The sequence below is a fragment of the Burkholderia sp. BCC1998 genome (genome assembly GCF_905339875.1).
In the GTDB taxonomy this organism is placed as follows: domain Bacteria; phylum Pseudomonadota; class Gammaproteobacteria; order Burkholderiales; family Burkholderiaceae; genus Burkholderia.
Map to the genome: position 1 here is coordinate 97,574 of NZ_CAJPHE010000001.1, position 19,670 is coordinate 117,243.

The 19,670-nt window shown below is 69.1% G+C and carries 18 protein-coding genes; 14 read left to right on the plus strand and 4 right to left on the minus strand.

Translation table 11 applies throughout. The features are described 5' to 3' along the window. The first annotated feature begins 32 nt into the window (after positions 1 to 32). Entirely contained in the window at positions 33 to 1,043 is a 1,011-nt protein-coding gene (gap, locus tag U5A56_RS00455) for a type I glyceraldehyde-3-phosphate dehydrogenase (protein ID WP_044844172.1), read from the plus strand. Positions 1,044 to 1,122: 79 nt separating this feature from the next. On the opposite strand, the gene U5A56_RS00460 is transcribed toward gap, so the two are convergent. Continuing rightward, complete coding sequence (locus U5A56_RS00460) at positions 1,123 to 2,013, minus strand: LysR family transcriptional regulator (protein WP_321796780.1); 891 nt, start codon at positions 2,011 to 2,013, stop codon at positions 1,123 to 1,125. A gap of 162 nt (positions 2,014 to 2,175) precedes the next feature. On the opposite strand from U5A56_RS00460, the gene U5A56_RS00465 reads away from it, so the two are divergent. The 4 genes from U5A56_RS00465 to U5A56_RS00480 all read left to right on the plus strand — a co-directional run bounded on the left by U5A56_RS00465 (position 2,176) and on the right by U5A56_RS00480 (position 6,663). After that, positions 2,176 to 2,949, plus strand: a complete 774-nt coding sequence (locus U5A56_RS00465; protein WP_321811371.1) for an SDR family NAD(P)-dependent oxidoreductase — start codon at positions 2,176 to 2,178, stop codon at positions 2,947 to 2,949. 160 nt (positions 2,950 to 3,109) lie between these two features. Next, positions 3,110 to 4,564 carry an MFS transporter gene (locus U5A56_RS00470; RefSeq protein WP_321920677.1) on the plus strand — a complete coding sequence of 485 codons (1,455 nt, stop codon included), beginning with the start codon at positions 3,110 to 3,112 and terminating at the stop codon, positions 4,562 to 4,564. Positions 4,565 to 4,637: 73 nt separating this feature from the next. Further along, a complete protein-coding gene (locus U5A56_RS00475; RefSeq protein ID WP_044844168.1) occupies positions 4,638 to 5,594 on the plus strand; it encodes a 2-hydroxyacid dehydrogenase in 957 nt (318 codons plus the stop codon). 10 nt (positions 5,595 to 5,604) lie between these two features. Further along, on the plus strand, positions 5,605 to 6,663 hold the full coding sequence (locus U5A56_RS00480) for an L-idonate 5-dehydrogenase (protein ID WP_321920678.1): 1,059 nt from the start codon (positions 5,605 to 5,607) through the stop codon (positions 6,661 to 6,663). A gap of 103 nt (positions 6,664 to 6,766) precedes the next feature. Here the strand turns inward: U5A56_RS00480 and U5A56_RS00485 are convergent, their stop codons facing one another. Then, positions 6,767 to 7,966, minus strand: a complete 1,200-nt coding sequence (locus U5A56_RS00485; RefSeq protein WP_321920679.1) for an MFS transporter — start codon at positions 7,964 to 7,966, stop codon at positions 6,767 to 6,769. 305 nt (positions 7,967 to 8,271) lie between these two features. Between U5A56_RS00485 and cynR the strand changes: the two genes are divergently transcribed. Beyond that, positions 8,272 to 9,162: a transcriptional regulator CynR gene (gene cynR / locus U5A56_RS00490; RefSeq protein ID WP_321920680.1), complete on the plus strand. Its 891-nt coding sequence runs from the start codon at positions 8,272 to 8,274 to the stop codon at positions 9,160 to 9,162. 57 nt (positions 9,163 to 9,219) lie between these two features. Here the strand turns inward: cynR and U5A56_RS00495 are convergent, their stop codons facing one another. Continuing rightward, a complete protein-coding gene (locus U5A56_RS00495) occupies positions 9,220 to 9,942 on the minus strand; it encodes a FadR/GntR family transcriptional regulator (RefSeq protein WP_185640885.1) in 723 nt (240 codons plus the stop codon). A gap of 202 nt (positions 9,943 to 10,144) precedes the next feature. On the opposite strand from U5A56_RS00495, the gene U5A56_RS00500 reads away from it, so the two are divergent. From U5A56_RS00500 to U5A56_RS00510, 3 genes are all read left to right on the plus strand, one after another. After that, complete coding sequence (locus tag U5A56_RS00500) at positions 10,145 to 11,464, plus strand: C4-dicarboxylate transporter DctA (RefSeq protein WP_124488262.1); 1,320 nt, start codon at positions 10,145 to 10,147, stop codon at positions 11,462 to 11,464. A 102-nt stretch (positions 11,465 to 11,566) separates the two neighbouring features. Next, positions 11,567 to 12,574: an allantoicase gene (gene alc, locus U5A56_RS00505; RefSeq protein WP_124488263.1), complete on the plus strand. Its 1,008-nt coding sequence runs from the start codon at positions 11,567 to 11,569 to the stop codon at positions 12,572 to 12,574. A 14-nt stretch (positions 12,575 to 12,588) separates the two neighbouring features. After that, entirely contained in the window at positions 12,589 to 13,113 is a 525-nt protein-coding gene (locus tag U5A56_RS00510) for an ureidoglycolate lyase (protein ID WP_321920681.1), read from the plus strand. 211 nt (positions 13,114 to 13,324) lie between these two features. Here the strand turns inward: U5A56_RS00510 and fur are convergent, their stop codons facing one another. Further along, entirely contained in the window at positions 13,325 to 13,753 is a 429-nt protein-coding gene (gene fur, locus U5A56_RS00515) for a ferric iron uptake transcriptional regulator (RefSeq protein ID WP_011350926.1), read from the minus strand. 142 nt (positions 13,754 to 13,895) lie between these two features. Here fur and U5A56_RS00520 point away from each other — a divergent pair, with 142 nt between their 5' ends. The 5 genes from U5A56_RS00520 to leuS all read left to right on the plus strand — a co-directional run bounded on the left by U5A56_RS00520 (position 13,896) and on the right by leuS (position 19,653). Beyond that, complete coding sequence (locus tag U5A56_RS00520) at positions 13,896 to 14,702, plus strand: outer membrane protein assembly factor BamE (protein ID WP_044844162.1); 807 nt, start codon at positions 13,896 to 13,898, stop codon at positions 14,700 to 14,702. A gap of 65 nt (positions 14,703 to 14,767) precedes the next feature. Then, positions 14,768 to 15,565 carry a 4-hydroxy-tetrahydrodipicolinate reductase gene (dapB, locus tag U5A56_RS00525; protein ID WP_044844161.1) on the plus strand — a complete coding sequence of 266 codons (798 nt, stop codon included), beginning with the start codon at positions 14,768 to 14,770 and terminating at the stop codon, positions 15,563 to 15,565. 19 nt (positions 15,566 to 15,584) lie between these two features. Further along, positions 15,585 to 16,253, plus strand: a complete 669-nt coding sequence (locus tag U5A56_RS00530; protein WP_044844160.1) for a MotA/TolQ/ExbB proton channel family protein — start codon at positions 15,585 to 15,587, stop codon at positions 16,251 to 16,253. Between the two features lie 22 nt (positions 16,254 to 16,275). Beyond that, positions 16,276 to 16,731: a biopolymer transporter ExbD gene (locus U5A56_RS00535; protein WP_321920682.1), complete on the plus strand. Its 456-nt coding sequence runs from the start codon at positions 16,276 to 16,278 to the stop codon at positions 16,729 to 16,731. A gap of 327 nt (positions 16,732 to 17,058) precedes the next feature. After that, complete coding sequence (leuS, locus tag U5A56_RS00540) at positions 17,059 to 19,653, plus strand: leucine--tRNA ligase (RefSeq protein ID WP_321920683.1); 2,595 nt, start codon at positions 17,059 to 17,061, stop codon at positions 19,651 to 19,653. Positions 19,654 to 19,670: the final 17 nt, after the last annotated feature.

The window sequence follows — 19,670 nt, forward strand, 5'->3', positions numbered from 1 at the left end:
AACGAATTTTTTCAGCCATCAGGAGATAGACCATGACGATTCGCGTCGCAATCAACGGCTACGGCCGTATCGGCCGCAACACGCTGCGCGCGTTCTATGAAAACGGCAAGAAGCACGATCTCGAGATCGTCGCGATCAACGACCTGGGCGATGCGAAGACCAACGCGCACCTGACCCAGTACGACACCGCGCACGGCAAGTTCCCGGGCGAAGTGTCGGTCGACGGCGACTTCCTCGTCGTGAACGGCGACAAGATCCGCGTGCTCGCGAACCGCAACCCGGCAGAACTGCCGTGGGGCGAGCTGGGCGTCGACGTCGTGATGGAATGCACGGGCTTCTTCACGACGAAGGAAAAGGCGAGCGCGCACCTGAAGGGCGGCGCGAAGAAGGTCATCATCTCGGCGCCGGGCGGCAAGGACGTCGACGCGACGATCGTCTACGGCGTGAACCACGACGTGCTGAAGGCCGAGCACACCGTCATCTCGAACGCATCGTGCACGACGAACTGCCTCGCGCCGCTCGTCAAGCCGCTGAACGACAAGATCGGCCTCGAAACCGGCCTGATGACGACGATCCACGCGTACACGAACGACCAGGTGCTGACGGACGTCTACCACGAAGACCTGCGTCGCGCGCGTTCGGCCACCCACAGCCAGATCCCGACCAAGACGGGCGCTGCGTCGGCCGTCGGCCTCGTGCTGCCGGAACTGAACGGCAAGCTCGACGGCTACGCGATCCGCGTCCCGACGATCAACGTGTCGATCGTCGACCTGTCGTTCATCGCGAAGCGCGACACGACGGTCGAGGAAGTCAACGCGATCATGAAGGAAGCATCGGAAGGCGCGCTGAAGGGCATCCTCGGCTACAACGACGCACCGCTGGTGTCGATCGACTTCAACCACAACCCGGCTTCGTCGACGTTCGACGCAACGCTGACCAAGGTGTCGGGCCGCCTCGTCAAGGTGTCGAGCTGGTACGACAACGAGTGGGGTTTCTCGAACCGCATGCTGGATACGGCAGTCGCATTCGCGAACGCGAAGTAATCCCGCACGTCGCGCGGCCGCCGCACGGCGGCCTGCGTGGCGAACGAGCCCGGCCCGGAATTTTTCCCGGCCGGGTTTTTTATTGCGCGGCGTTCGCCGTCACCTGCTCGAGCGCGTCGACGAACGCGCGCTTCAGCGGGCTGTCGAGGTCGGTCCACGCGAGGCCGATGCCGGTCCGGTGGCCGGCCAGGTCGAGCGGCCGCGCGAGCACGTTCGGCGGCAGCGCGCTCGCGGCTTCCGCCGGGATCAGCCCGATCCCCATGCCGGCCGCGACGAGCGCGAGCATCGTCGTGAATTCCCCGAACTCCTGCGCGATCTCGAGTGTCGTGCCCGCGCGGCTCAGTGCCAGCAGCATGTCGTCGTGAAAGCCGGGCGCGTAGCGGCGCGCGAGCACGAACGCGGGCTGGCCGCGCAACGCGGACGGTGAAATCGTGTCGTGCGCGGCGAGCGGGTGGTCGAGCGGCAGCGCGACCACGAAGCCTTCCTCGAGCACCACGCGCGTGTCGATGCCCGCATACGCGGCCGGCAGCCGGATCATCCCGAAATCGATGCGCCGGTCGCGCAGCGCGGCGATCTGGTCGGGCGTCGGCAAATCCTTCAGTTCGAGCGCGATCAGCGGATAACGCTCGCGCATCGTGCGCAGCACGGCCGGCAGCAGCGCCGGCAGCACCGACGACACGAACGCGATGCGCAGCGTGCCGATCTCGCCGCGGCTCGACAGCCGCGCCATCTGCTCCGCGCGCGCGGCCTGCTGCAGCGTCGCCCGCGCTTCGGGCAGGAACACGCGCCCCGTATCGCTGAGCTCGACCTTGTGACGGTCGCGCTCGAACAGGCGTGCGCCCAGATCCTCCTCGAGCGCCTTGATCTGCATGCTCAGCGCGGACTGCACGATGAACAGGCGCTGCGCGGCACGCCCGAAATGCAGTTCTTCCGCGAGCGTGACGAAGGCGCGCAATTGCTTGAGTTCCATGGTGGGCGGGCGGTAGCGAACGGTGAAGAGAACGGTGATCGGATTTGATGATAACCGGATCAAAAAAGACCATTGGCGCGACGCCCGGCCGAGCGCCGAAGATACCCTCGACGCGAGACCGGCCGCGACCGGCGGTCGGCTCGATGGCACGAGGAGACATGCATGAACAACGCGCTTGACCGGTTCCGCCTGGATGGCCGCCGCGCACTGATCACGGGTTCCGGACGCGGGATCGGCCTGACGCTCGCCCGCGGGCTCGCGGAGGCCGGTGCGGCGATCGTGATCAACGATCGCAATGAGGAGAAGGCCGCGACGCTCGCGCGCCATTTCCGCGAGGAAGGCTTCGCGGCCGACTACGCGGTGTTCGACGTCGCCGAGCACGCGCAGGTGCGCGCGGCGATCGACGATTTCGAGGCGCGCGTCGGCGCGATCGACATCCTCGTGAACAACGCGGGCATCCAGCGCCGCGCGCCGCTCGACGTATTCGACCCGGACGACTGGCACGCGCTGATTCGCGTGAACCTCGACGGCGTGTTCAACGTCGCGCAGGCGGTGGCGCGCCACATGATCGCGCGCGGCCGCGGCAAGATCATCAACATCTGCTCGGTGCAGAGCGAGCTCGCGCGGCCGACGATCGCGCCGTATGCGGCGACGAAGGGCGCGGTGCGGATGCTGACGAAAGGGATGTGCGCCGACTGGGCGCGCCACGGCATCCAGGCGAACGGCCTCGCGCCCGGCTATTTCGAGACCGAACTGAATCGCGCGCTGGTCGACGACGCGGCGTTCTCCGACTGGCTGTGCAAGCGCACGCCGGCCGGCCGCTGGGGGCAGGTCGACGAGCTGTGCGGCGCGGCGATCTTCCTCGCGTCGGCCGCATCCGATTTCGTGAACGGCCAGACGCTGTTCGTCGACGGCGGGCTGACCAGCGCCGTCTGAGCGGCGACGCTTGCGCCGTGAGCGCAGCGTCGTTGGGCCGGTGAGTGTCGAATCTCGCCGGCATCCGAATGCCCAGAAGAGCCCGCCGCACGAGCGGGCCGATATCCCGGTGCGTCTCGCGCCGGGTTCCGGAACGGAACGCAGGAGACAGGAGACAACGATGGATCGCACTTCCCCGCCGCCCGCGCGGCGCGATGCAATGCCCGGCACGGACGCGCCGGCCGATGCCGTCGAGCGTCGCGGCGTCGACACGCAGCAGCTGAACCGCGCGGCATGGACCTGCTCGCTCGGCAGCGCGCTCGAATACTACGATTTCGCGCTGTACACGCTCGCGTCGGCGCTGGTCTTCGGACCGCTGTTCTTTCCCGCGCAAACCGCCGAGATGCGACTGATCGCGAGCTTCGGCACCTACTTCGTCGGCTTCGCGGTGCGCCCGCTCGGCGGCGTGGTGTTCGGCGTGCTCGGCGATCGCGTCGGCCGCAAGTTCGTGCTGACCGCGACGGTGCTGCTGATGGGCGTCGCGAGCACGCTGATCGGCGTGCTGCCGACCTATGCGAGCGCCGGCTACTGGGCGCCGGCGCTGCTGGTGCTGCTGCGCATCCTGCAGGGCCTGGGTGCCGGCGCGGAGCAGGCCGGCGCGGCCGTGCTGATGACCGAATACGCGCCGCCCGGCAAACGCGGCTTCTATGCGTCGCTGCCGTTTCTCGGGATCCAGCTCGGCACGCTGCTCGCGGCGGCCGTCTATTTCCTGCTGCTCGCGAACCTCGAGCGCGTGACGGACGGCTGGGGCTGGCGCGTGCCGTTCCTGTTCAGCGCGGTGATCGTCGCGGTCGGACTCTACATGCGCGTGCGGCTGCACGAGTCGCCGACCTTCGTGCGGCTCGAGAAGCGCGCGCAGGTGTCGGCGAATCCGCTGAAGAGCGCGGTCCGGCATTCGAAGCGCACGCTGCTGATCGGCATCGGCCTGCGGATGGCCGAGAACGGCGGCTCGTCGATCTACCAGGCGCTCGCGGTCAGCTATCTCGCCGGCGTGATCGGGATGAAGGGGCCGATCGGCGCGCTCGCGCTGGTGTGCGCGGCGACCGTCGGCGCGTGCACGGTGCCGCTGGCCGGGCGGTTGAGCGATCGCTACGGCCGCGTGCGCGTGTACCGTACGTTCGCGTGGCTGCAGCTCGCGCTCGCGTTTCCGGTGTGGTGGATCTTCAGCCAGGGGAACGTGGTGGCGAGCGTGATCGCGATCTCGATCGCGCAGGGCTTCGCGAACTGGGGGATGCTCGGCGCGCAGGCCGCGCTGCTGCCCGAACTGTTCGGCGCGCGGCATCGCTACATGGGTGTGTCGTTCTCGCGCGAAGTGTCGGCCGTGCTCGCGGGCGGGATTGCCCCGCTCGTCGGCGCGACGCTCATCGCGACCGTGATCGCGCGGCACGGCGGCGACCATGCGGCGGGCGTGCATGCGTGGGTACCGATCGCCGCGTACCTGGTGCTGCTGACGCTGATCACGCTGTTCACCACCGCGCGGATGCCGGAGACGCTGAACCGCGATCTCGACGATCCGCTCGACGCCGCGCAGGCGCAATCGGCCCCGGACGCCGAATCGCTCGCACGGCATGCATGAACGGGCCGGGGGGCGGCCGACGCGGCCCGGCACGCATTCGACGTTCAACGCTTTTCGACAGGAGCAAGCGCAGATGGCGCACGAATCGAACCGGCGGCCCGAGCTGCTGATGACGGGCCCTTACCAGCCGTGGGACGACGCATGGTTGTCGACCGGCTACGACGTCCATCGGTTGTGGGAGGCCGCCGATCGCGCGGCATGCCTCGCCGAACGCGGCGCCGGCGTGCGCGCGATCGCGACGCGCGGCGACCTCGGCGCCGACGCGGCGTTGATCGCCGCGCTGCCGAAGCTCGAGATCATCGCGTGCTATGGCGTCGGCACCGATGCGATCGATCTCGCGGCCGCCCGCGAGCGCGGGATCCGCGTGACCAACACGCCCGACGTGCTGACCGGTGACGTCGCCGATCTCGGCGTCGGCCTCACGCTCGCGCTGCTGCGCCGGATCGGCGCCGGCGACGCGTACGTCCGCTCCGGCGCATGGTCCGACGGCGACATGCCGCTCGTCACGCGCCTGTACGGCAAGCGCGTCGGCATCGTCGGCTTCGGCCGGATCGGTTCGACGCTCGCGCGCCGGCTGTCGGGCTTCGACGTCGAACTCGGCTACTTCGACGTCGCGCCGCGCGACGACAGCCAGCATCGCTTCTTCGGCCGGCTGGCGGAACTGGCCGGCTGGTGCGACGTGCTGATCGTCACGCTGGCGGGCGGCGCGTCGACCCGCCACCTCGTCGACGCGGGCGTGCTCGACGCGCTCGGCCCGCGCGGCTATCTGGTGAACGTGTCGCGCGGCACGACCGTCGACGAGCCCGCGCTGCTCGACGCGCTCGAACGCGGCGCGATCGCCGGCGCGGCGCTCGACGTGTTCTGGAACGAGCCGCGCATCGACCCGCGTTTCCTCGCGTTGCCGAACGTGCTGCTGCAGCCGCATCATGCGAGCGGCACCGTCGAGACGCGCCAGGCGATGGGCTGGCTCGTGCGCGACAACCTCGCCGCGCACTTCGCCGGCGCGCCGTTGCTCACGCCGGTCGTCTGAGGAGGCTGTCATGCGTATGCGTTGCATGTGTCTCGTGATCCACGGGCCGAACGACCTGCGGCTCGAAGAGCAGGACGCGGGCGAGATCGGCCCGGGCCAGGTGCGCGTCGAGGTCGCGATGGGCGGCATCTGCGGCTCCGATCTCCATTACTTCCGGCACGGCGGCTTCGGCGCGATCCGGCTGCAGCAGCCGATGGTGCTCGGCCATGAAGTTGCCGGCACGGTGGCGGCGGTCGCACCGGACGTGACGTCGGTGAAGGTCGGCGATCGCGTCGCGGTGAATCCGAGCCGCCCGTGCGGCGCGTGCCGCTATTGCCTCGAAGGGCTGCCGAACCAGTGTCTCGACATGCGCTTCTACGGCAGCGCGATGCGCATGCCGCACGTGCAGGGCGCGTTTCGCAACGCGCTCGTGTGCGATGCCGCGCAGTGCGTGAAGGTGGCGGACCATGTGCCGCTGTCGCTCGCGGCGCTCGCCGAGCCGTTCGCGGTCGGGCTGCATGCGGTGTCGCGCGCGGGCCCGCTGATCGGCCGGCGCGTGCTCGTGTCGGGGTGTGGGCCGATCGGCGTGCTGGCGGTCGCGGCGGCGCGGGTGCACGGCGCGGCGGAGATCGTCGCGACCGACGTGGTCGATGCGCCGCTCGAGGTCGCCCGCGCGCTCGGCGCCGACCATACGATCAACGCGGCGGCCGACACCGGCTGGGTCGCGCGCTACGGTGCCGACAAGGGCACGTTCGACGTGATGATCGAGTGTTCGGGCAATGCGCGTGCGCTGCGCGACGGTCTCGACGTGATGCGGCCGCGCGGCGTCGTCGTGCAGCTCGGGCTCGGCGGCGACGTCAGCCTGCCGCAGAACGTCGTGGTCGCGAAGGAGCTGTCGATCTGCGGCTCGTTCCGCTTCCATGCTGAATTCGCGCTCGCGGTGCAACTGATCAATGCGGGGCGCGTCGACCTGCGCCCGGCCGTGACGGGCGTGTTCCCGATGCGCGATGCGAATCGCGCGTTCGAGCTGGCCGGCGACCGGCAGCGCGCGATGAAGGTGCTGATTGATTTCGCGGACGCGGCGGCATGATCGTCTGCTGATGGCGCGCGACGGCGCGCAAGGCAAAAAGGCAAAGAAGGCACGCCCGCGATTGGCGGAGCGTGCCTTTTTCATTGGCCGGAGCGAAACCGGATCATTGCGTGACTTGCCGCGCGCCGATCCGCTGCGACGCGAGCCACAGGGCGATCAGCACGCCCGCGAGCGCGGCGCCCGCGATGCACACGCCGCGCCAGCCGTCGATGCCGTACGCGACGCTCGCCGCGAACGATCCGAATGCGCCGCCGATGAAGTAGCTCGTCAGGTAGATGGTCGTCACGCGGCTGCGCGCGTGGCCCGCGAGTGCATAGATCACGCTCTGGTTCGAGATGTGCATGCCCTGCACGCCGACGTCGAGCAGCAGGATCCCCGCGATCAGCGCGACGAGCGAATGCGCGCCGGCCGCGATCAGCGCGAACGACGCGAGCACGGCCGCCGCGAACAGGCCGGTCGCCGCGTTGCCGTGGCCGCGATCGACGAGCCGGCCGGCCGACGTCGCCGCGAGCGCGCCCACCGCGCCGACGATCCCGAACAGGCCGATCTGCCCTTCGGAATAGCTGTACGGCGGCTGGCTCAACAGGAACGTGAGGCCGGTCCACAGCAGGCTGAAGCACGCGAACACGAGCGCGCCGTAGGCCGAGCGCAGCGCGATCAGCGGCTGCGCGCGCAGCAGCGCGACGAGCGAGCGCATCAGCGCCGCGTAGTCGAGCCGCGCGTGGCGCCGATCCTTCGGCAGCTTCGCCGCGAGCACGCCGGTCAGCGCGAGGATCATCGCCGCGGCGATGCCGTACACGGCGCGCCAGCCGAACCCGTCGGCGATCGCGCCGGCGGCGACGCGCGCGAGCAGGATGCCGAGCAGCAGCCCGCTCATCACGGTGCCGACCGCGCGGCCGCGCGTGCGCGCATCGGCGAGCGACGCGGCGAACGGCACGAGCAGCTGCGTCGAGCAGGTGACGAAGCCGAGCGCGATGTTCGCGACGACGAACATCGTGAAGTTCGTGCTGAACGCGACGGCGGCCAGCGCGATCACGTTGAGCACGAGCAGCCGCACGATCAGCGTGTGGCGGTTGACCGCGTCCCCGAGCGGGACGATCAGCAGCAGGCTCGCCGCATAGCCGAGCTGCGTCAGCGTGACGAGATAGCCGAGTTCGGCGGGCGGGCGGCCGAAGCTGTGCGCGATCGCGGCGAGCAGCGGCTGCGCGTAGTAGATGTTGCCGATGACGATGCCGCACGCGCAGGCGAACAGCAGCGTCATCGCGCGGGTCAGGGGAGGATGGTTGTCTTGATGCGGTTCCATGGTCGCGAAAGAAGCAGCGGTGCCGGCCGGCGGCGCGGGCCGTCGGCAACGCGGGGTTGCGGAAATCGGGGCCGGCGTCAGCGGATCGACGATGCGCGCCGGGCGGCGCGTGGCCGGCGCCCGGTCGAGGCGGCGGCGCAACGTCGTGCGGCGGGCGGGGGAGGGCGGGCCCGGGCGGGCCGCTCCGGTGCGGCGGCCAGGCGGCGTGCGCGGGAGCGGATGTGCGTATGATGCGGGAACCGAACCATAGCGTCCAAGACTGGATCCTTATGGTATTCATTGGTTCTACCAATACCCGGGCCGCCATGCTACTCCGCCACATCCGCTATTTCCTGGCCGTCGCCGAGCAGCGCAGCTTCACGCGCGCGGCCGATGCGCTGCACGTGTCGCAGCCGACGCTGTCGCAGCAGGTCCGCCAGCTGGAGGACATGCTCGGCGTGCCGTTGTTCGACCGCTCGGGCCGCACGGTGCGGCTCACCGAATTCGGCGAGGTCTATGCGCGCCACGCGCGCGCGGCGCTGCACGAGCTCGACACCGGGCAGCGGGCGCTGCGCGACGTTGCCGATCTCGGCAGCGGCTCGCTGCGGCTCGCGATGATGCCGACCTTCGCGGCCTACCTGAGCGGCTCGCTGATCGATGCGTTCCATGCGGATTTCCCGAACGTCGCGCTGACGATCGACGCGATGTCGCAGGAGCGCATCGAGGCGCAGCTTGCCGACGACCGTCTCGATGCGGGCTTCGCGTTCATGCCGCCGCGCGCGCCCGACATCGACGCGCTGCCGCTGTGGGACGAACCGCTCGCCCTGGTGACGGGCCGCGCGCACCGCTTCGCCCGCCACCGCCGCGCGCTGAGCCCGGCCGAACTCGCCGGCGAGCCGCTGGTGCTGCTGAGCCGCGCGTTCGCGACGCGCGCGAGCATCGACCGGTATTTCATCGAGCAGGGTGTGCAGCCGAGGATCGCGATCGAGACGAATACGGTGAGCGCGGTGCTCGAACTCGTGCGCCGCGGGCGGCTCGCGACGGTGCTGCCCGACGCGATCGCGCGCGAGAGCGGCGACTTGTGCGCGCTGGAACTCGATCCGCCGCTGCCGTCGCGCACGGCCGCGCTGCTCACGCGCAAGGGCGCATACCGCAGCGTCGCGGCGCGCGCGTTCATCGAGCGCGCGCTCGCGTATCGCGCTCCTTCGGGGGGATGACCGGTACGACCGGCGAACCGCTGCCGCGCCGGCCGCGACCGTAGGCCGGCGGCTGCGTCAGGTGCCCGGCGTCGGGAAGAAGATGCCCGCGCGCTGCGCGGCGTTCGCGATGTGCGTCTCGATCGCGGTGCCGGCCGCGGCCGCATCGCGGGCGATCAGCGCGTCGACGATCGCGCGGTGCTCGTGCCACGTCGACAGCAGCAGCTCGCGCCGGTAGAACGGCATGCGCTGGCTTTCCTTCATGATGTCGGCGCTGCTGCGCAGCACCGACTCGATCGCCGCGTTGCCCGCGAGATGGATGATCCGCATGTGGAAGTCGAAGTCGAGCTGCGACGCTTCGTCGAGCGCGCTGTCGGTCAGCGCGACGTGCAGGTCGGCGAGGTTGTCCTCGAACCACGCAATGTCGTCGTCGCTGACGACGTGCGCCGCCATCCGCGCGGCGAACCCTTCGAGCGCATAGCGCATCTGGTACGTATCGGGCGGCGACGACTGCTCGGCGAATTGCCACGGATGCGCGGCCGACGCCTGCGCGCTTTCGACATACACGCCCTTGCCGGCGCGGATGCGCAGCATCCCGAGCGCCTCGAGCGTCGACAGCGCCTCGCGCAGCGACGCGCGGCTGATCTCCAGCTCCTCGGAGAGCTGGCGCTGGGCCGGCAGCAGGCTGCCGACCGGATACACGCCTGCCTCGATCCGGTCGCGGATCGTCGCGATGGCGGCGTCGGTCACGGTGTGCGGAACGTTTTTCATGATGTGAACGATGGCCGGTCTGACCGGCATTGTAATCCGCACGCGCGCGGTGCACGACCGGCCTACGGGAAAGCCACGATCCGCCCCCGCACGGTGCGGGGCACAGGGGCGGGAAATCCCTATTTTGTCCGTCCTTGACTCGACTATATCGGCTTCCTACTATCCTCCATAACATCACTGGTCTTACCAGTATGAACAGACGAAACTGCAACCGTTGGATCGGGAGAGCGCCGTGTCGAAATTCCTCAATTCGCTGTTTGGCCGGGTAGTCGTCGCATTGATCCTGGGGGTCGCGCTCGGCGCGTTCTTCCCGCATTTCGCCGAGTCGCTGCGACCGCTCGGCGACGGCTTCCTGAAGCTCATCAAGATGGTCATCGGCCCGATCGTGTTCTGCGTCGTGGTCAGCGGGATGGCCAATGCGGGCGACCTGAAGAAGGTCGGCCGGGTCGGCCTGAAGGCGGTCGTCTACTTCGAGATCATGACGACGCTCGCGCTCGGCATCGGGCTCGTCCTCGCATGGGTCACGCGCCCGGGCGTCGGCATGAACATCGACCTGCGCTCGCTCGACGCGGCCTCGCTCTCGACGTACGCGAAGAACGCCGAAAGCCTGAAGGACACGGCCGGCTACCTGATGAAGATCATCCCCGAGACTGCGATCGACGCGTTCGCGAAGGGCGACATCCTGCAGATCCTCGTGTTCGCGGTGCTGTTCGGCTCGGCGCTGTCGCTGCTCGGCGACAAGGCGCAGCGCGTCAATTCGCTGATCGAGGAACTGTCGCACGTGTTCTTCCGCATCATCGGCTTCATCATCAAGCTCGCGCCGCTCGGCGTGCTCGGCGCGATCGCGTTCACGACCGGCAAGTACGGCGTCGCGTCGCTCAAGCAGCTCGGCTACCTGGTCGCGGTGTTCTACCTGAGCTGCTTCGTGTTCGTCACGGTCGTGCTCGGCGCGGTGATGCGTCTCGCGGGCTTCTCGGTGTTCAAGCTGATCCGCTACCTGCGCGAGGAACTGTCGATCGTGCTCGGCACGGCGTCGTCGGACGCGGTGCTGCCGCAGGTGATGAGCAAGCTCGAATACATGGGCATCAAGGATTCGACGGTCGGCCTCGTGATCCCGACCGGCTATTCGTTCAACCTCGACGGCTTCTCGATCTACCTGACGCTCGCCGTGCTGTTCATCGCGCAGGCCACCAACACGCCGCTGTCCACGCATGACCTGATCGTCGTGCTGCTCGTGTCGCTCGTCACGTCGAAGGGCGCGCACGGGATTCCCGGTTCGGCGATCGTGATCCTCGCGGCGACGCTGTCGGCGATTCCCGCGATTCCGGTGCTCGGCCTCGTGCTGATCCTGCCGGTCGACTGGTTCGTCGGCATTGCCCGCGCGCTGACCAACCTGATCGGCAACTGCGTCGCGACGGTGGTCGTCGCCGTGTGGGAGAACGACATCGACCGGGCCCGTGCGAAGCGCGTGCTGAACCGCGAACTGCGCTACGTGGCCGACGAAGCCGGCAGCGCCGCGCCGGTCGCCGGCGACCAGGCCCACGCGCTCTGAGCGCACCCGCGCGCGAAGCGGCCTCCCGGCTGCTTCGCGCGAACGAATGTCCCGCGGCCGGCGCGACGATGCGCCGGTCCTTACCAAGATAATGGAGACGACATGGCAGCCCCCATCCTCGATCCGAACGCGCCGGCCTTCACGCGGCGCTACATGAACCTCGCCGACCCGCGCCTGGGCGCGCAGGCGCTCTTCGCTAGCGACGAATTCTTCGCGCCGAAGGAGCGCATGCTGAATCCCGAGCCGGCCGTGTTCATTCCCGGCAAGTACGACGACCACGGCAAGTGGATGGACGGCTGGGAAACGCGCCGCAAGCGCACCACCGGCCACGACTTCTGCGTGGTCCGGCTCGCGCGGCCGGGCGTGATCTACGGCGTCGATCTCGATACGAGCCACTTCACCGGCAACTTTCCGCCGGCCGCGTCGATCGAGGCCTGTGCGGTGGACGGCGACACGCCGCCGGACGACACCGAATGGCGCACGATCGTCCCCGCGACGACGCTGCAGGGCAATTCGCATCACTACGTGAGCGTCGACGATGCGCAGCCGGTCACGCACCTGCGCGTGAACCTGTATCCGGACGGCGGGCTCGCGCGGCTGCGCGTGTACGGCCAGCCGCAGCGCGACTGGCGCCACGTGCCGGCGGGCGAACTCGTCGATCTCGCGGCGATCGAGAACGGCGGCTACCTGGTGGCCGCGAACAACCAGCACTTCGGTCCGGCCTCGCAGATGCTGATGCCGGGGCGCGGCGCGAACATGGGTGACGGCTGGGAAACGCGGCGCCGCCGCGAGCCCGGCAACGACTGGGCGATCGTCGCGCTGGCGCGGCCGGGCATCATCCGGCGCGTCGAGGTCGATACGGCGTTCTTCAAGGGCAACTTCCCCGACCGCTGTTCGCTGCAGGCCGCGCACGTCGCCGGCGGCACCGACGATTCGCTCGTCACGCAGGCGATGTTCTGGGCCGAACTGCTCGGCGAGCAGAAGCTGCAGATGGACCACGTGCATACGTTCGACCAGCTCGCAACGCTCGGCCCCGTCACGCACGTGCGCTTCAACATCTTCCCGGATGGCGGCGTGTCGCGCCTGCGTCTGTGGGGCGAGCCGGCTTGAAGGAGGGCATCGGCATGAGCGGACCACACATCCTGCGCGTCGAGCGCCTGACCCGCGAGGCCTTCGCGCCGTTCGGCGACGTGATCGCGCTCGAAGGCGCGCGGCACTTCCCGATCAACGGCGGCACGACCGAGCGCTTCCACGATCTCGCGACGATCGACGTCTGCGCGGACGGCGGCCGGCCGCTCGTCAGCGTGTTTCGTGCGCAGCCGCGCACGCTGCCGGTGGCGATCACGCTGATGGAGCGCCATCCGCACGGCAGCCAGGCGTTCATCCCGCTGGCGGCCGTGTCGCGCTACGCGATCGTCGTCGCGCCGGCCGGCGAGTTCCGGCCCGACGCGATGCGCGCATTCCTCGCCGAAGGCTGGCAGGGCGTGAACTACGCGAAGGGCGTCTGGCACCATCCGCTGCTCGCGCTCGACGCGGTCAGCGACTTCGTGATCGTCGACCGTGGCGGCCCGCAGCCGAACTGCGACGAGATTCCGCTCGACGACGCGTGGGCGCTCGAGTTCGAGCCGGCGTGCGCGAGCACGGCCTGATGCGCGAAGGTAGGGTCAGGGGTTGTGAGCGGATTCGAGTGGATCGAGCGCCGCGCGCCGGCGACACGCGGCGCCTCGTCCCGCACGATCGACCGAAAACGTTCCGACCCGGCCCGCACGCGTCGTGCGGGCCGTTTTTCCATCCCGAAAACAACACGGCCCGGGCGGCGGGATGCCGGCCGGGCCGTCGCGCGTGCGCGCAGGGTGCGGATCAGTGCTTGCGGTGCGGGCAGTTCTCGGTCGTGCAGGAGCCGTACATCGCGAGCGAGTGTTCCTGGAGCCGGAAGCCGCGTTCCTTGGCGATCGCTTGCTGGCGGCCTTCGATCTCGGCATCGAAGAATTCCTCGACGCGGCCGCAATCGAGGCAGACGAGGTGATCGTGGTGCGAACCTTCATTGAGCTCGAACACGGCCTTGCCGGATTCGAAGTTGCTGCGCGTGAGCAGGCCGGCCTGCTCGAACTGCGTCAGCACGCGGTAAACGGTGGCGAGCCCGATGTCGAGCTGCTCGTTGAGCAGGTTGCGGTAGACATCTTCGGCCGTCAGGTGACGCACCGGGCTTTGCTGGAAGATCTCGAGAATCTTGAGGCGCGGTAGGGTGGCCTTTAGCCCGATATTCTTGAGATCCGTCGGATTGGTCATGGCTAGGCATCCCTAGAGTACAATGCAGGGCTTCAATGTTACCGGCTTTTGGCCGTTCCAGAAACACGCGCGACCCGCGACGCGGGCCAGCTCGGTGACGGAAATGTTCCCGGAATCCCTTTCGCACTATCAGAGGAGTCGCATGCGGAGTGCCATCATCGCTGCCGCCGCCGTTGCCGCGCTGGCTGGTTGTTCGTCGTACGACAGCGTGACGCAGCGCATCGCGCAGAGCATCACGCCCTATCGGATCACTGTCGTGCAGGGCAACTTCGTGTCGCAGGAGAAGGCCGCGCAGCTGCAGGCCGGAATGACGCGCGAGCAGGTGCGCGCGTTGCTCGGCACGCCGCTGCTGTCGGACATGTTCCATGCCGACCGCTGGGATTACCTCTTTTACTTCAAGCGCGGCTCGACGTCCGTCGTCCAGCAGCGCGACCTCGTGCTGACGTTCTCGGGCGATCGCCTCGCGAGCTGGACGGGCGCCGACAACCTGCCGTCCGAACTCGACCTGCTGGCCGATATCGACGGCGATCGCGGCGGCAAGAAGGCGAAGGCCGCGGCCGCGGCGAAGAAGGCGTCCGAAGCCGCCGCTGCCGCGGCTGCGGCGAGCGCCGCGCAGGCGACCGCTGCCGCGAGCCCGTCCGTCGAGCCGGTTTCCGGCGCGGCGGTCGACCAGGATGCGAACGCCCAGGCGGCGCGCGCGGCGAACCGCGCGACCAACCAGGTGTCGGGGCAGGGCACGACCGCCCGCCGCTTCACGCCGTCCGCGCAGGCCTCGGGCGGCGCGCCGGTGCCGGGCGGCCAGCCGCCGGGCGCCGCGCCGGCGATCCAGCCGCAGTTCCAGTTCCATCGCCCGCCGCAGCCGAACGCGTCGAACGAGGCGTCGCCGCCGGTCGGCCCGCAAGGCTCGGACAACCTGCAGAACCAGCCGCTCACCGCGCCGGCCCAGTAAGCGGCCGGCGTGCGGAAACAGGGCGGCATGCGCCGCCCGCCTTTAGACCTGTCGTGTAGAAAGCCATGAAGATTGCGATTGCCGGTGCATCGGGCCGTATGGGCCGGATGCTGATCGAAGCCGTTCTCAACGATTCCGACGCGCAGCTCGTCGGCGCGCTCGACCGCGCCGATTCGCCGTTCCTCGGCCAGGACGCGGGCGCGTTTCTCGGCAAGGAAACCGGGATCAAGCTGACCGACGACCTCGACGCCGTGTTCGCGCAGGCCGACTACCTGATCGACTTCACGCGGCCGGAAGGCACGATCGCGCACGTCGCGGCCGCGCTGCGCCACGACGTGAAGCTCGTGATCGGCACGACCGGCTTCACCGCCGAGCAGAAGGCCGAGCTGCAGGCCGCGGCAGGCAAGATCGGCATCGTGTTCGCGGCGAACATGAGCGTCGGCGTGAACGTCACGCTGAAGCTGCTCGAATTCGCGGCGAAGCATTTCTCGCACGGCTACGACATCGAGATCATCGAGGCGCACCACCGTCACAAGGTCGACGCGCCGTCGGGCACCGCGCTGATGATGGGCGAGGCCGTGGCCGGCGCGCTCGGGCGCTCGCTCGACGACTGCGCGGTGTACGGCCGCCAGGGCGTGACGGGCGAACGCGACCCGTCGACGATCGGCTTCGCGGCCGTGCGCGGCGGCGACATCGTCGGCGATCACACCGTGCTGTTCGCCGGGATCGGCGAACGGATCGAGATCACGCACAAGTCGTCGAGCCGCGTGTCGTACGCGCAGGGCGCGCTGCGTGCGGTCCGCTTCCTGTCGGCGCGCGGCGCCGGCCTGTTCGACATGCAGGACGTGCTCGGCCTGCGCTGACCCTCACGGGGAAACTCCGATGGCGATTCCCACCGGCGTTGTCCACTACCTCGAAAGCGGCGATGCGATCACGCACGCCGTCGCCTACGTGCTGCTGGCGATGTCCGTCGCCAGCTGGTGCTTCCTCCTCATGAAAGCCTGGCTGCTGGTCCGCGCGAAGCGGCAGGGGCCGCGCGCGCTCGCCGCGTTCTGGCGCGCGCCGTCGCTCGACGCGGGCATCGCCGCGCTCGCCGGCACCGATCGCGAGCGCGTGTTCGTGCCGCTCGCCGAAGCCGCGCGCGATGCGGCCGACGAACACGATCCGGCCGCGCTGGCCGCGCGTGTCGAGCGCAGCGAACGCGTGCTGCGCGCGCTGCGTCACGCGATGCTGCGCTCGCAGCGGCGTCTCGAGTTCGGCCAGGTGCTGCTCGCGTCGATCGGCAGCACCGCGCCGTTCGTCGGGCTGCTCGGCACCGTCTGGGGCATCTACCACGCGCTCGGCAGCATCGCCGCGAGCGGGCAGGCGCAGATCGAGAACGTCGCGGGGCCGGTCGGCGAGGCGCTGATCATGACCGCGTTCGGGCTCGTTGTCGCGATCCCCGCGGTGCTTGCCTACAACATCCTCGGGCGGCTCGTGCGCCAGCTCGCCGAGGAACTCGACGGCTTCGCGCGCGACCTGCACGTATTCGTGTGCGCGCAGGGCGCCTGACGCGCGGCCGGGAGGGACGACCATGGCATTCGGCGGGCTGGAGCACCACAAGACGTCCGCGCCGATGGCGGAGATCAACATGACGCCGCTGATCGACGTGATGCTCGTGCTGCTCGTCATCTTCATCATCACCGCGCCGCTGATGACGCACGCGATCCGGCTCGACCTGCCGAAGGTCGCGGCCAGCATCGCGCGCGACACGCCGCAGTCGGTCACGCTGTCGATCGACGACGCCGGCAAGCTCTACTGGGACGACGCGCCCGTCGCACTCGACGCGCTGCCGGCGCGCTTCCGGGCCGCCGCCGCGGGCGCCGCGCCGCCCGAGCTGCGGCTGCGCGCCTCGCGCGCGACCCGCTACGACGTGATCGCGCAGGTGATGGGCGCCGCGCAGGCCGCCGGGCTCACGCGGATCGGCTTCGTGACCGACGTGCCGCCGGCGGGCGCCGCCGCGCCGGCTGCCGCGGGCGCGACCCGCTGACCGGCTGACCGGCTGACCGGCTGACCGGCTGACGCACCGGGCGCTCGCGCCATCCGCGCCATCCGTGACGTCCCGCAGGCAAGAATGCGGGCCGGCCGGCGAGACCGGCCGTACCGCCCGCCACGAACGGTATAATCGTCGTTTTCGCCCGGTTGGCAGGGTTTCGCCGGGTAACCTGGAGACCCTCCGGGTTACCCGGCGAATATCCGGATCATGAGGCAGGCACGAGAACCGTGAGCCTGCCCCCGCCGCCGGGCTGCCCGATTTCGTCCACTTCCGCGTGCCCGCCTCGTGGCGCGCCGCTTAAAGCCTAGTCCGAACCACACCATGCACGAGAGATACGTACCCGCCGACGTCGAAGCCGCCGCTCAGGGCGACTGGCGCGCAGCCGATGCCTACAAGACGAAGGAAGATTCGCAGAAGCCGAAGTTCTACTGCGTGTCGATGCTGCCGTACCCGTCCGGCAAGCTGCACATGGGTCACGTGCGCAACTACACGATCAACGACGTGATGTACCGCTATCTGCGGATGAACGGCTACAACACGCTGATGCCGATGGGCTGGGACGCGTTCGGGATGCCGGCCGAGAACGCCGCGATGGCGAACGGCGTGCCGCCCGCGAAGTGGACCTACGACAACATCGACTACATGAAGGGCCAGATGCAGTCGATGGGCCTCGCGATCGACTGGTCGCGCGAGATCGCGACGTGCAAGCCCGACTACTACAAGTGGAACCAGTGGCTGTTCCTGAAGATGCTCGAGAAGGGCATCGCGTACAAGAAGACGGGCACCGTGAACTGGGATCCGGTCGACCAGACCGTGCTCGCGAACGAGCAGGTGATCGACGGCCGCGGCTGGCGTTCGGGCGCGCTCGTCGAGAAGCGCGAGATCCCGATGTACTACCTGCGGATCACGCAGTACGCGGATGAGCTGCTGAACGACCTCGACGGCCTCGGCTGGCCCGAGCGCGTGAAGATCATGCAGCAGAACTGGATCGGCAAGAGCTTCGGCGTGAACTTCGGCTTCCCGTACGAACTCGACGGCGAGCAGAAGCTGCTGCGCGTGTTCACGACGCGTGCCGACACGATCATGGGCGTCACGTTCTGCGCGATCGCGGCCGAGCACCCGCTCGCCACGCGCCTCGCGCAGGGCAAGCCGGAACTGCAGGCGTTCATCGACGAATGCAAGCGCGGCGGCGTCGCCGAGGCCGATGTCGCGACGATGGAAAAGAAGGGCGTCGCGACGGGCTTCTCGGTCAAGCACCCGCTGACGGGCGAGCCGGTCGAGGTGTGGATCGGCAACTACGTGCTGATGAGCTATGGCGAAGGCGCGGTGATGGGCGTGCCGGCGCACGACGAGCGCGATTTCGCATTCGCGAAGAAATACGACCTGCCGATCAAGCAGGTGATCGCGGCCGAAGGCCGGACGTACTCGCTCGACGCATGGCAGGAGTGGTACGGCGACAAGGAAGTCGCGACCTGCATCAACAGCGGCAAGTACGACGGCCTCGCGTACGGCGCGGCGGTCGACGCGATCGCGGCCGACCTGAAGGCCGGCGGCTTCGGCGACAAGCAGGTCACGTGGCGCCTGCGCGACTGGGGCGTGTCGCGCCAGCGCTACTGGGGCACGCCGATCCCGATCATCCACTGCCCGTCGTGCGGCGACGTGCCGGTGCCGGAGCAGGACCTGCCGGTCGTGCTGCCGGAAGACCTCGTGCCGGACGGCTCGGGCAACCCGCTCGCGAAGTCGGAAGCGTTCCTGAACTGTTCGTGCCCGAAGTGCGGCGCGGCCGCGAAGCGTGAAACCGACACGATGGACACCTTCGTCGATTCGTCGTGGTATTTCTCGCGCTACACGGCGCCGGACGCCGAGACGATGGTCGACGCGCGCACCGATTACTGGATGCCGATGGATCAATACATCGGCGGCATCGAGCACGCGATCCTGCACCTGCTGTATTCGCGCTTCTGGACCAAGGTGATGCGCGACCTCGGCCTCGTGAAGTTCGGCGAGCCGGCGAAGAACCTGCTGACGCAGGGCATGGTGCTGAACGAGACGTTCTACCGCGAAGACGCATCGGGCAAGAAGACCTGGTACAACCCGGCCGACGTGACCGTCGCGTTCGACGAGAAGGGCCGCCCGGTCGGCGCGACGCTGAACGCCGACGGCCAGCCGGTCGTGCTCGGCGGCATCGAGAAGATGTCGAAGTCGAAGAACAACGGCGTCGATCCTCAGGTGCTGATCGACCAGTACGGCGCCGATACCGCGCGTCTGTTCACGATGTTCGCCGCACCGCCCGAGCAGCAGCTCGAATGGTCGGGCGCGGGCGTCGAAGGCGCGAGCCGCTTCCTGCGCCGCGTGTGGAGCTTCGGCGCGACGAACCGCGAAGCGCTCGCCGCGCGCGCGGGCTTCGACGCGGCCGCGCTCGGCGATACCGACAAGGCACTGCGCCGCGAGATCTACAGCGTGCTGAAGCAGGCCGATTTCGACTACCAGCGCCTGCAGTACAACACGGTCGTGTCGGCCGCGATGAAGATGCTGAACGCGATCGACGGCGCGAAGGGCGCGACGCCCGGCGTGCTGCGCGAGACGTACGGCGTGCTGCTGCGCGTGCTGTACCCGGTCGTGCCGCACGTCACGTTCGAACTGTGGAAGGCGCTCGGCTACGCGGACGAATTCGGCCCGCTGCTCGACGCCCCGTGGCCGAAGGTCGACGAGGCTGCGCTCGAGCAGGCCGAGATCGAACTCGTGCTGCAGGTGAACGGCAAGGTGCGCGGCGCGCTGAAGGTCGCGAAGGACGCGAGCCGCGAGGCGATCGAAGCGGCGGCGGTGGCCGACGAAGCATTCGCGAAGTTCAGCGACGGCAAGCCGGCGAAGAAGATCGTCGTCGTGCCGGGCCGCCTCGTGAACATCGTCGTCTGACGGCCGTTGGCCGCCGG

Bases quoted from the DNA above. Each gene is read 5' to 3' on its own strand.
- gap (WP_044844172.1), top strand. From the start codon at position 33: ATGACGATTCGCGTCGCAATCAACGGCTACGGCCGTATCGGCCGCAAC.
- U5A56_RS00460 (WP_321796780.1), bottom strand. From the start codon at position 2,013: ATGGAACTCAAGCAATTGCGCGCCTTCGTCACGCTCGCGGAAGAACTG.
- U5A56_RS00465 (WP_321811371.1), top strand. From the start codon at position 2,176: ATGAACAACGCGCTTGACCGGTTCCGCCTGGATGGCCGCCGCGCACTG.
- U5A56_RS00470 (WP_321920677.1), top strand. From the start codon at position 3,110: ATGGATCGCACTTCCCCGCCGCCCGCGCGGCGCGATGCAATGCCCGGC.
- U5A56_RS00475 (WP_044844168.1), top strand. From the start codon at position 4,638: ATGGCGCACGAATCGAACCGGCGGCCCGAGCTGCTGATGACGGGCCCT.
- U5A56_RS00480 (WP_321920678.1), top strand. From the start codon at position 5,605: ATGCGTATGCGTTGCATGTGTCTCGTGATCCACGGGCCGAACGACCTG.
- U5A56_RS00485 (WP_321920679.1), bottom strand. From the start codon at position 7,966: ATGGAACCGCATCAAGACAACCATCCTCCCCTGACCCGCGCGATGACG.
- cynR (WP_321920680.1), top strand. From the start codon at position 8,272: ATGCTACTCCGCCACATCCGCTATTTCCTGGCCGTCGCCGAGCAGCGC.
- U5A56_RS00495 (WP_185640885.1), bottom strand. From the start codon at position 9,942: ATGCCGGTCAGACCGGCCATCGTTCACATCATGAAAAACGTTCCGCAC.
- alc (WP_124488263.1), top strand. From the start codon at position 11,567: ATGGCAGCCCCCATCCTCGATCCGAACGCGCCGGCCTTCACGCGGCGC.
- U5A56_RS00510 (WP_321920681.1), top strand. From the start codon at position 12,589: ATGAGCGGACCACACATCCTGCGCGTCGAGCGCCTGACCCGCGAGGCC.
- fur (WP_011350926.1), bottom strand. From the start codon at position 13,753: ATGACCAATCCGACGGATCTCAAGAATATCGGGCTAAAGGCCACCCTA.
- U5A56_RS00520 (WP_044844162.1), top strand. From the start codon at position 13,896: ATGCGGAGTGCCATCATCGCTGCCGCCGCCGTTGCCGCGCTGGCTGGT.
- dapB (WP_044844161.1), top strand. From the start codon at position 14,768: ATGAAGATTGCGATTGCCGGTGCATCGGGCCGTATGGGCCGGATGCTG.
- U5A56_RS00530 (WP_044844160.1), top strand. From the start codon at position 15,585: ATGGCGATTCCCACCGGCGTTGTCCACTACCTCGAAAGCGGCGATGCG.
- U5A56_RS00535 (WP_321920682.1), top strand. From the start codon at position 16,276: ATGGCATTCGGCGGGCTGGAGCACCACAAGACGTCCGCGCCGATGGCG.
- leuS (WP_321920683.1), top strand. From the start codon at position 17,059: ATGCACGAGAGATACGTACCCGCCGACGTCGAAGCCGCCGCTCAGGGC.